Raw genomic sequence first — 9285 nt, forward strand, 5'->3', positions numbered from 1 at the left:
CCCGCGTAGGGAGCGACTGGACTATTAAGGTTTGCAAGGAGCATGTACCGGTTTCAATCCACGCTCCCGCGTGGGGAGCGACGTCGAAAGAGAGCCGATCCTCCGACAAGCAAACGCCGTTTCAATCCACGCTCCCACGTAGGGAGCGACTTAATCGACCAAGTGCGATGAAACTTGGATACGAAGTTTCAATCCACGCTCCCGCGTAGGGAGCGACATCCGTAATTGTGACAATCGGTACGTTTTGGTGCCTAATTTTCAATCCACGCTCCCGCGTAGGGAGCGACATATCCGGGAACGCATCGGCAATGGCCGGTACCGAGTTTCAATCCACGCTCCCACGTAGGGAGCGACGCCGCTATCGAATACGCGCTCCGGATTAAACGCGTTTCAATCCACGCTCCCGCGTGGGGAGCGACGCTGGCTGTGTTCGCTGCGGTTCCGCCGCCGTGGTTTCAATCCACGCTCCCGCGTGGGGAGCGACAAGAGCGCGCCGACGAGTACGAACGCTGGATCGCGGTTTCAATCCACGCTCCCGCGTAGGGAGCGACATCATGGACGAGGTGGACAAGTACCCGAAAAATGCGGGGTTTCAATCCACGCTCCCGCGTGGGGAGCGACCGTACCGCTCAAAAAATTATCAGGTTCGTAAATAGTTTCAATCCACGCTCCCGCGTGGGGAGCGACAGCAAAAACAGGTCGATCGATCTCAGTATGGCATCAATAACACTTAATTTCGTAGCAATTAATGCCAATTCCGTATAGATTTACGCTTGACTTTTAATGAATCGTCTCAAAATCCTTCGTTTTCGACAAATTTCGAGGTGCGAAGGACCCGGGAATTTTATGGGAGCTTCACATTCGCACCAACCGGAAACAATGGTTTTTCACAAGAAGGTAGCGTTCGATACATCCATATTACAACATACCCGATCTTCGCAGAAAAGTAAAATGAATGAGTTGCTCGTATCGATGACGCCTTCGAGTCCCGAATGCATCAAGAGGAGCGCGAACCTCTCCGGGAAATCGATGAAGATATTTCATTGAACATTTTCGCATACGCCAAGTGAGGGAACGGAATCGGATTATTAAGCAGCATAAGCAATTGATTCAACAGGAACGTAAGAGACAACACGGATATTTCCGTCCTCGATTTTTCATCCGCAGAGTCATACACACGATAATTGTCAATATTAAATGTTTTAGACAAATCTTCAGACTTTTTTTCGCCCCAAAAATCTTGCTTCAGGTTCGAATAATATTCATTGGCATGATTCAGACTTTCGTACCAGTACGCTAAATTATTCTCTTGATCTTTCGACTCTTTATTTAATAACACGTTCAAACCTTTCTTATCTCTTTTAGGGTGAATAATAATATCAAACGATTCCAACAAATCTTCATCCGATTTTTGATTGGTATGGCATAGAATTCGAATCGGACGGGTAGCTGTCTGCGTCAACCTTCTTCCACCGGGCGGCAGACACGGTTTATCATTCTTATCCTTTTATACTCGAACTCTCCCAGGCCTAAATTGGTTGCAAATCTCGTAACGGACTTCAGGGAAGTCTGAAGAATTTTTATACTTTCATACCAATCGCTCAATGTTTTCTTTTCCTTTTTATTCGTAACATTCTCACTTTTGCACTGAATAACGACGGCCACCGCTTCAATCGGGATATATTTAATACGGCCGTACCGAAAATATACGGTGTATACATTTCGTCAAAAATCGCAAGGTCAACCTCTTTCGAAACCCGTTTTTGAGAATCCATGATAAATACGGATTGTTCGATCGAAAATTTACGGGGAATAATCTGCTCGAACAACGATCTCCATATATCTTCGCGGAACGTTCCCGTCGTTACATGATGCTTCTTGTTGGCCATTCCAAGTTGACTGATGATGCTTTCTTCAAGACGAATATAGTTTAACTTAATCTGGGATAAAATCCCCTCATCGATCAAATCTTCGTTAGTTGTCTGAACGATGTTCCGGCTTTTCCCCATCTTGTACGTCTCCTTCCCCTTTTTCCGCTTCAAGTCTTCCGTAGCCTGCATTGGTTTTTCCGCCAATCCCTTCATGCTCCAGCGCATGCATCAAAATTTTTCTCGCTATTCGCAACCATTCTGGTCCATTGTCGGTATCGGGCGAACAAGTTAAATAGAAGCGAAACGTCCCACTCACCGCAAGAAACGGAATCGGAACCGGAGCATCATCGTCACGGGGCGCATCCAAACGGCTCTGACCCTGATGCCGATCGAGCTCTCCGATTCGTATTCCGTTGTACGATTGATGGTGCGGCGTCATCACATCCAGTACAAAAGCTTGACGTGCTGTCTCCGGCGTAATCCAGGCATCATGAAAGCTTATTACTCCTGCTTTCTCCTTAATTCCGAATAAGATATTGTAGTAAGCGTCCCACTCCGGAAATTCCGATTTTGGGAGCCCAGGCGCCGATGATAATAACGGGAGGCCAGACCTTTGAGAGCTGTTCCCGGGATATAAGGGAGACCGTACGTTTTATGCAAAGTCAGAGGCGTCTCCAGCACGGATATACCGCCTTGTCCGATGAGCAGCAGCGAGGAACAGCTCGTCCGCATCTCAAACGAGACAGCGAAACCCGAGAACTCCGTCTTAATCATTTCCTCATACTGCCGAAACTTCTGCGTGTACCAATCTTTATTCGTGTCCCAGTTTTTCACGTGCATTTGAATGACGTTTCGATAATACGACGCTTTGGCCTCGTTCGATTCATCCGCTTTAGAGACTGCCTTCTCCAGATTGAACTCTGTATCGAAGCTCTGGCGTAATTTCGTAAGTGCCAAATGAACATTCATCGCTCAATCCCCCATGTCTGCCGGGTCCACTTTAAGGATAGCTTCCGCATACCGCTTGAACCAGACGGAAGCCGCCAGCATTCTTCGCGTCAGATCGCGGTATTCCGTCATCGAGCCGTTCAGAATGTCGCCTTTATACCAATTCTCGTCCAGACCTGTCGCCAACCCGATATGTTTTAAATATTCCGTATAAGGAGACTCTTCGTCTTTCTGTTTGCTGACGAAAAAGGCTACTGTAAGACGCAATCCGTTCGTCAGCACCATGATCGGAAATTGATGACACAACCGTCCGTATTCTTTTGCAAATTTCATTTGTTGAACTTTTCGGACGGATAGCAAAGCTTGCTTGGCGTACGTATCTGCAATAGACCTCATGGCGGGTCACGACTCCCTTCCGACATAGACGCAACGCACTCGTCCCTTGCCAACGCTGGCGTTGCCGCCTAATTGCAAATAGGCGCCTTCGGCCGGAAACGCATTCAGCAAGTCCCGTTCCGTCCATCCCCCTGCCGGTTTGAAGTCGCACCAAATAAGACCGTACAGAATAGACTCCGCCGGCAAATATTCCTCATACCAAAGCGCTCCGTCCTCCACGGTTTTTCGTTCCGGATCCATTCGGATGCGGGCTGTGATTTCACTGCACATCGTCACAAAATATTGAAACGCATCGTCCGAGACGAGAGCCGTCCTTTCCTTTATCAATTTTCCGGATATATCGTCAGGCGCGACCTGATCGGCCAACCATTCGCTCCATTGCGTGAACGATTCATCTTTCAAAGCATCGCTTTCAAACTCATCCAAAAAGACTGTATCGTTCTGTCCTGTTAACTTGCTGCCGCGGCTTATAATTACATATCCTTTCATTTCATGATCCATCCGCACAGAGTCCAGTTTTTGTTCCAAAGCATCCCAGTCAAGTGCCGGCATTTTCAAGTTCATAACGTCCAGATCCCGCTGAAGACGTTTGAGAACGAGCGGACATGTCACATAGGCGAAAGTACCGTTCATGCTTGCCACTGGGAACGCCAATATGCGGGCATCCGACATGACAAGAGCGCCAGCATTGCCCATATCCGCTGTATCGGACGATTTGCCGAAGGCGGCTGCGACCCACTCGTCTTCCTCGCCATTCCCGGAAGTACCAGCGATATCCGATCGCATGTTCGAACGTTTTGCCTGAAATATTCGCGGTGCACGCCTTTGATGCTGGAGCCGGGAATGAACGGCCATTCCGTCGCTTTCTCCCGCATTATCGGTTGATCGATGACGCCAACTCCTTGTCCGGCTCCGACATGAACCGGCGACATACAATGAATCATATATAATCTGCTGTTATCGAGCATCGTTCTCCCCCCACTGCGCTTTTGCCGGTGTCCAAATTCCCCATACAGCAAGACCATGACCGTTCCGGCGGTCAAAAAAGAGTCTTTGCGACGGTCGTCATCCGAGACGGGAGCCAGCCAATTGCGTTTGACGAAATGTACAAGATCCTCGGGACTTCCATTTGTAACTTTAAAAAATAAACGCTCCCCGCAGGCGCCATTCGGCGCACGGCCTTTTCTCTCCGATGTGCCCTTCTGGCGCTGTAGCTCCACCCGGAAACAGGCTGCCAACGCGGCAAGCACGCCCATACCAGCTCAAGCGTGAGATCAACGCCAAACAGCTTTGAAAATTTATCTTTATCGGCCGATTTCAGCTCCTCATTTAACCAGCCCGGAATCCAACCTTTGGAGAAATAAGCCGGAGTGGTTAGAACCATACGCAAATACGTCGTTTCCGAAGTGCGAGCGTGACGGTCAACAACTTGCAATATCCGTTCGGGACAAGCCCAAATCTCTTGTTGATCGTAAAGTTCTTGGAAATAAGCAAGCCGGCGCCGTCCTCCGAACGAATGGATACCGTTCACTTCTTCCGGCCACGGACAATCATCCGGCGTATCTATCGATGCCACGATCGATACATCGGATGGCAGCGTCACGTATTCCGTCGAATACAGTTCCTGGTCTTGCGCAACATATTTTTCCGCATTAATCGATGTATGAACGCGTGTTTCACGTACGAATGGTTCCCGAAAATGATCGCTGTCCTTTTCCGGAGACCGGTTCGATTGCGGCTCTCTCCGATGATTAAGCCAGTCCTGAATCGCCTCGGTCCATTGTTCCTCGTCCGCTTCCTCGCACAGCCATCGGATCATCCATTCTTTCGATATAAAGGCAGGAGCCGGACGAAAGGGCTTGGCGCTGGCATTGGTCATGACGGGCCATAACCTCTCTTCGTGCAATCCGGTTGTGCCCGTCCCGAGAAATCCGAGTTTCGACCGATCTTCCGGAGGACGGCAGGGCCTCCTGCCCGCTACGTATACCTCGCGCGAGCCGTCAGCCCGCTTCCGTTCGTAAACCTCCACATCTTGAGGCATCGGGAAGAACAATCGCTCCCCCCACATATATAGCGGGCCTCGGACATCCGACCGGTAGATCGGGGAATTTTGCAAATCGCCAACATTCGACCTGTGCAGCTCTTTGCCCAGCATCGTCCGCAGCGAACCGGCAAGCACGCCGGGCGTTATTTGGTCCAGACTGCGGGCTTCCGCTCCCGGCGTCGCTCCGAACGGCCGCCCGTCCCGTAACATGAGCGGCTCAAGAGGCTGGATGAACAGAGTGTGTCTGCTCATTCGATCCCCCCGCTTTCCCCAGTGTAGCGGCAAGTACAAATTGTTCGGCAATCCGGTGCAGCCGTTCCAGTACGGTTTCGGCATTCGACGGCTTCCAATGTTTCAATTCATCAAAAAAAGCGGATAAACGTGACAAGTCCGGCGCATGATCCGCTTGATTTTGCCCTATCGCCTTGCGCTGCATTTTCTTCTTGATCAATCTTTGCACTTCCATGTGGAGCAGCTCACCCATTTCCTCCTGACTTAAATCCCATTGCGACTTTCTCCTGTCATAATCCGCATGCAACTGTCTCAAACTGTAGGCAAACGAAGTCGAGTACTCCCCTGCGGCGTACATTTCCATCAATTGCCGGATCGCCTGCACCGGTTCAAGTCGGAACGGCAAAACCACCTTCAACTCCTCGCTGCCGCTACGCTTCTGAAAGTGTATAGCCAGCGCGTCCCGAAGCCCCTTGGCTGCCATTTCCGCTTGACGGGCGCGGCGCAGCGATTCTCCAAGCGGCTCCATCATATGTACGATTGCAATGCCGATAGAAATCGTCGGTTTCGGTCCATTTCCAGAGACCGCATCTTCCATTGTTTCGGCAAACGCTTGACGGATTCGTTCACTGACCTCCAGGCATCGGTATACCGGGACAAACGCCATCACATCGTCACCGCCGCTGTAAACGAGTTGTCCTTCTCTTCGATTTAGCGGCACTTCGGGGCTCCCTTGCACAATCTCTTCTACTTTTTCAGCGAATCGCGACAAATGCTTGCTGAATTGCCGATGCTCTTCCGGCGAGTCCATCATTTTCAAGCATTCTCCCATTCGATCCCCGTCCGCGACGAGAAGGGCGAAGTACGGAGTCGGTTGAACGCCGGTCTTTTGATAGAGCTGCTCCAGCATGGCAGACATTTGGCGCACAAGCTGCTCCTGTTCCCGTTCCGTCCGCCTGCCTTGCGCCAACTCGGCAATCCCTTCTTCAATGCGCCCGGCGTAAAAAAATCGTGAGTCGTACTCATAAGGAGACTCGTATTCACCGGTGCGCTTTGAAGAAATTTCAGGGAATACTCTTTTCAATTCCTCATAATAATCGCGGACGTGTCGGTTAAACGGAGTATCGGACAGTCCCGACAGTCTATGTTGATATTGCCGAAATGCGATATCGCAAACAGAAATGAAATCCAGCGGATCATTCGTCGTATATCGAGACATTCGCTTGACCATGGAAATCGCGTCGAGCGTCTCGCCTTTCTTTACGCCGAACCGCTTGTACAAAGCTTGTTTCTCTTGAAGCAGCACGGACTCTCTGCCGGGATCGAGGCTGGATTTTTGTCTCCGTACAGCTTGGCCTTCTTGTTCGGACGAAAATCCCGCAGCGTCTTTCGGGCAGCCATCAAATTCTCCGCCTGCTCTCTTGCGGCTGCATAACTGCCGAACGATTCTATTGATGCCCAGACTGCGTAAAATTCTACCAAATCACTAACTTGCCGATCCCATATGGATTCGTTGATGCAACCAAGCATAAGCAAACGCTCTTTGGCCAAATCGGCATATTGATGCCATCTTCGTACGACCGCACGCTGCACATCGAGCGCAACCTCTCTTGGAGAATCGGTTTCCACAATCGCGACGACTTTATTGGCGACCTTCAACGACTTCAGCTTCTCAGGCGCCAGATCTTGAACGATATGCGGAAAGATAAGGTTTGCCTGATGGTTTACTAATAGGTGCCGCGCCGCTTCCTTGCTTATTTCCGATAACAAATGCGAGCCGAACCACAAATCGCGCGTTTTCCGGGCTTGGGCTATAAATTCCTGAACAGGACCAAGCGTGATGATCATGACGGTATGCGGCCGTGTCGTTTCGAGTTGATTCTTTTCCGCTCCCCCTATCATTTTTCCCTCCACTTTCTATTAAAATTTCCCTTCATCCATTTTTGGATAAAATCGTCGATTGCCGAATACCGTTCCTTGTCCTTATGACCATAAACCGCTTTAGAACTTATCGGGCATTTCCTGTCAACTCTTTGTTTTACTTGTTCGAGATGATTGATGTCGAAATTACTGTCCTTCCTGTTTTTCTTATCCTTCTTGCTCTCCACTACTTCCAAGCGAACAGCTTCAATCGGAGGCTGATTTAAAACGACTATGAGCTCTGCCCCTTCTATGAGCTCTGCCCCTTCGTTATGGTTGATAGCAATCGGTTTCAAGATTAATGGAGACGCCAACCTCGACTTTCCTTCAGGGACAAGTTGGGCTTGGTATGGTTCTCTCGGGTCTTTGACTTGAAATACGATCGGCATCCCAAGCTGCGAACGCTTGAACGAAATGGGAGCTTGTCTAGGCCTGCCCGTCCCGGTCAGTAGTCTGACCGAATTTGCTTCAGACCGCCATGTTGGACCGGAACGAAAATTTTTATAGCTATTAATCAGTTGCTTCCAAACTTCCGTAATTTCCCCCCGCTTTCCGAAATGCACTTCTTTCAACGTCGGCCATTGTTGAGTTGCAGTATTCGTGTTTAGATTTATCTCGAATCTCTTTAATTTGCACTCATACCAATCATTCAGATTAGTATGTTTCCTTGGAGAGAATTTGACGCTGAACAAACTTCCACATCCTCGACGCGTTCTGCTGCCGATACCGCCAAAATTGACCCAAGCCCACAAAGCCGCGTGCACTTCCTTTTCAAAGCCTTAACGGAGAGAGGATTGCTGTCGCTCTCTTCCCCTTCGCCACTATATTGCAGATGAAGGTTAAACTTGAATCGATCAGAAGACGCTTTCAGTTCTCGATTAATCATGATGTAATTAGGTACCCAAGCGTTAGCTTTTGTAGCTTCACCATAACTAACCCAAATTTTAACCCGGGACGGAGTTTCGGTATCTCCAAAAATTTCAGCTTCTCTTCTCCGCAAATCCGACACTTCCGCAAACGCCGCACCGCGAGTGGCTCGCCACCAAAAGCGCAAGTGACCTCGAATGGAGGCGCTGCGCACCGGCTCCTTCTCATTGACTTTACCGGGCGTACTGCTTCCTCCAATCATCGGGGTGACGGTTTGAATTTCGAAGACTTCGCTCGCAATGTTGCTGGTATCGCTAAGCCGTTTGTTGATAGTATCGAGACAAGGCGGAACTACTCCATTCGACCTAGTCATGCCATCACCTCAACCTTTTACTCGATAAAATAGCAGTTCAATGACTGACAGGACGTCTTAATATATCTCATTTTACACTTAAATGGAATTATTTTCATCATTATTTTAGGTATTTGCGACTATAAAATGGGACTATTTGATTATGAGTGTGAGAAAGTATGCAAAGACGTGAATTGTACCTGGAACAATTTCGGAGAAAAAGTGAAGGGCAGGCGACACGGAAGTGGAATATCCTTTGCTTTGGAGGGCGATGAGCGAGCCATACGTCTATTCGTGTGTACAACCACGCACAAGTATGGGATTGAAGTCGAAAACAAGGGGTTCAAGCATTGGAGCGATGCGTTTGAAGCCACGCTCCCGCACGGGGAGCGACTTGCAATCCATGCAAAAGGTAAATTTGCCGAAGACAAGTTTCAATCCACGCTCCCGCGTAGGGAGCGACTAATGTTGCCGCTGTTTCATTTCCTGCACCAGTGTTGTTTCAATCCACGCTCCCGCGTAGGGAGCGACCCTTTTGCAGTTTTACTTACAAAATCACGTTGTAGGGTTTCAATCCACGCTCCCGCGTAGGGAGCGACGTACTGTGGCCGGAAGTACAGTCGCTATGGGCATTGATGTTTCAATCCACGCTCCCG

The 9285-nt window shown here is 49.4% G+C and carries 11 protein-coding genes, 1 pseudogene and 1 CRISPR repeat array; all 12 genes and pseudogenes read right to left on the reverse strand.

The window, feature by feature from the left end; all coding sequences use genetic code 11:
* Window positions 1-50: 50 nt before the first annotated feature.
* Window positions 51-687: direct repeats of the CRISPR family, unit length 32 nt; unit sequence GTTTCAATCCACGCTCCCGCGTGGGGAGCGAC.
* Between the two features lie 310 nt (window positions 688-997).
* Window positions 998-1462, reverse strand: coding sequence for a hypothetical protein (locus tag PACILC2_RS25075; RefSeq protein WP_213531659.1), 465 nt, complete (start codon window positions 1460-1462; stop codon window positions 998-1000).
* A gap of 139 nt (window positions 1463-1601) precedes the next feature.
* Complete coding sequence (locus PACILC2_RS25080; protein ID WP_213531661.1) at window positions 1602-2009, reverse strand: DUF6602 domain-containing protein; 408 nt, start codon at window positions 2007-2009, stop codon at window positions 1602-1604.
* The gene (cmr6, locus tag PACILC2_RS28245) at window positions 1975-2406 is read right to left on the reverse strand and encodes a type III-B CRISPR module RAMP protein Cmr6 (RefSeq protein WP_213531675.1); all 432 of its coding nucleotides are present in this window, start codon (window positions 2404-2406) and stop codon (window positions 1975-1977) included. Before cmr6 (PACILC2_RS28245) ends, PACILC2_RS25080 begins: the two co-directional genes overlap by 35 nt.
* Complete coding sequence (gene cmr6 / locus PACILC2_RS28250; RefSeq protein WP_213531662.1) at window positions 2373-2840, reverse strand: type III-B CRISPR module RAMP protein Cmr6; 468 nt, start codon at window positions 2838-2840, stop codon at window positions 2373-2375. The genes cmr6 (PACILC2_RS28245) and cmr6 (PACILC2_RS28250) overlap by 34 nt, the downstream gene beginning before the upstream one ends.
* Before the next feature lie 3 nt (window positions 2841-2843).
* Window positions 2844-3215 carry a type III-B CRISPR module-associated protein Cmr5 gene (gene cmr5, locus PACILC2_RS25095; RefSeq protein WP_213531664.1) on the reverse strand — a complete coding sequence of 124 codons (372 nt, stop codon included), beginning with the start codon at window positions 3213-3215 and terminating at the stop codon, window positions 2844-2846.
* 6 nt (window positions 3216-3221) lie between these two features.
* Window positions 3222-4001 (reverse strand): type III-B CRISPR module RAMP protein Cmr4, encoded by a 780-nt coding sequence (gene cmr4 / locus PACILC2_RS25100; protein ID WP_280515400.1) that lies wholly within the window; start codon window positions 3999-4001, stop codon window positions 3222-3224.
* 56 nt (window positions 4002-4057) lie between these two features.
* Window positions 4058-4240 (reverse strand): annotated as a pseudogene (locus PACILC2_RS29055) (hypothetical protein); the annotation flags it as partial.
* A gap of 14 nt (window positions 4241-4254) precedes the next feature.
* On the reverse strand, window positions 4255-5595 hold the full coding sequence (cmr3, locus tag PACILC2_RS25105; protein ID WP_307860717.1) for a type III-B CRISPR module-associated protein Cmr3: 1341 nt from the start codon (window positions 5593-5595) through the stop codon (window positions 4255-4257).
* Window positions 5477-6772 (reverse strand): type III-B CRISPR-associated protein Cas10/Cmr2, encoded by a 1296-nt coding sequence (gene cas10 / locus PACILC2_RS25110; protein ID WP_213531668.1) that lies wholly within the window; start codon window positions 6770-6772, stop codon window positions 5477-5479. Before cas10 ends, cmr3 begins: the two co-directional genes overlap by 119 nt.
* Window positions 6751-7392 carry a type III-B CRISPR-associated protein Cas10/Cmr2 gene (locus PACILC2_RS25115; RefSeq protein ID WP_213531670.1) on the reverse strand — a complete coding sequence of 214 codons (642 nt, stop codon included), beginning with the start codon at window positions 7390-7392 and terminating at the stop codon, window positions 6751-6753. The genes cas10 and PACILC2_RS25115 overlap by 22 nt, the downstream gene beginning before the upstream one ends.
* On the reverse strand, window positions 7389-8174 hold the full coding sequence (locus PACILC2_RS25120; protein WP_372447241.1) for a hypothetical protein: 786 nt from the start codon (window positions 8172-8174) through the stop codon (window positions 7389-7391). Before PACILC2_RS25120 ends, PACILC2_RS25115 begins: the two co-directional genes overlap by 4 nt.
* A complete protein-coding gene (cmr1, locus tag PACILC2_RS25125; RefSeq protein ID WP_213531673.1) occupies window positions 8060-8650 on the reverse strand; it encodes a type III-B CRISPR module RAMP protein Cmr1 in 591 nt (196 codons plus the stop codon). Before cmr1 ends, PACILC2_RS25120 begins: the two co-directional genes overlap by 115 nt.
* Window positions 8651-9285 lie beyond the last annotated feature (635 nt).

It is taken from the genome of Paenibacillus cisolokensis, from assembly GCF_018403665.1.
Classification (GTDB): Bacteria; Bacillota; Bacilli; order Paenibacillales; family Paenibacillaceae; genus Paenibacillus_AH; species Paenibacillus_AH cisolokensis.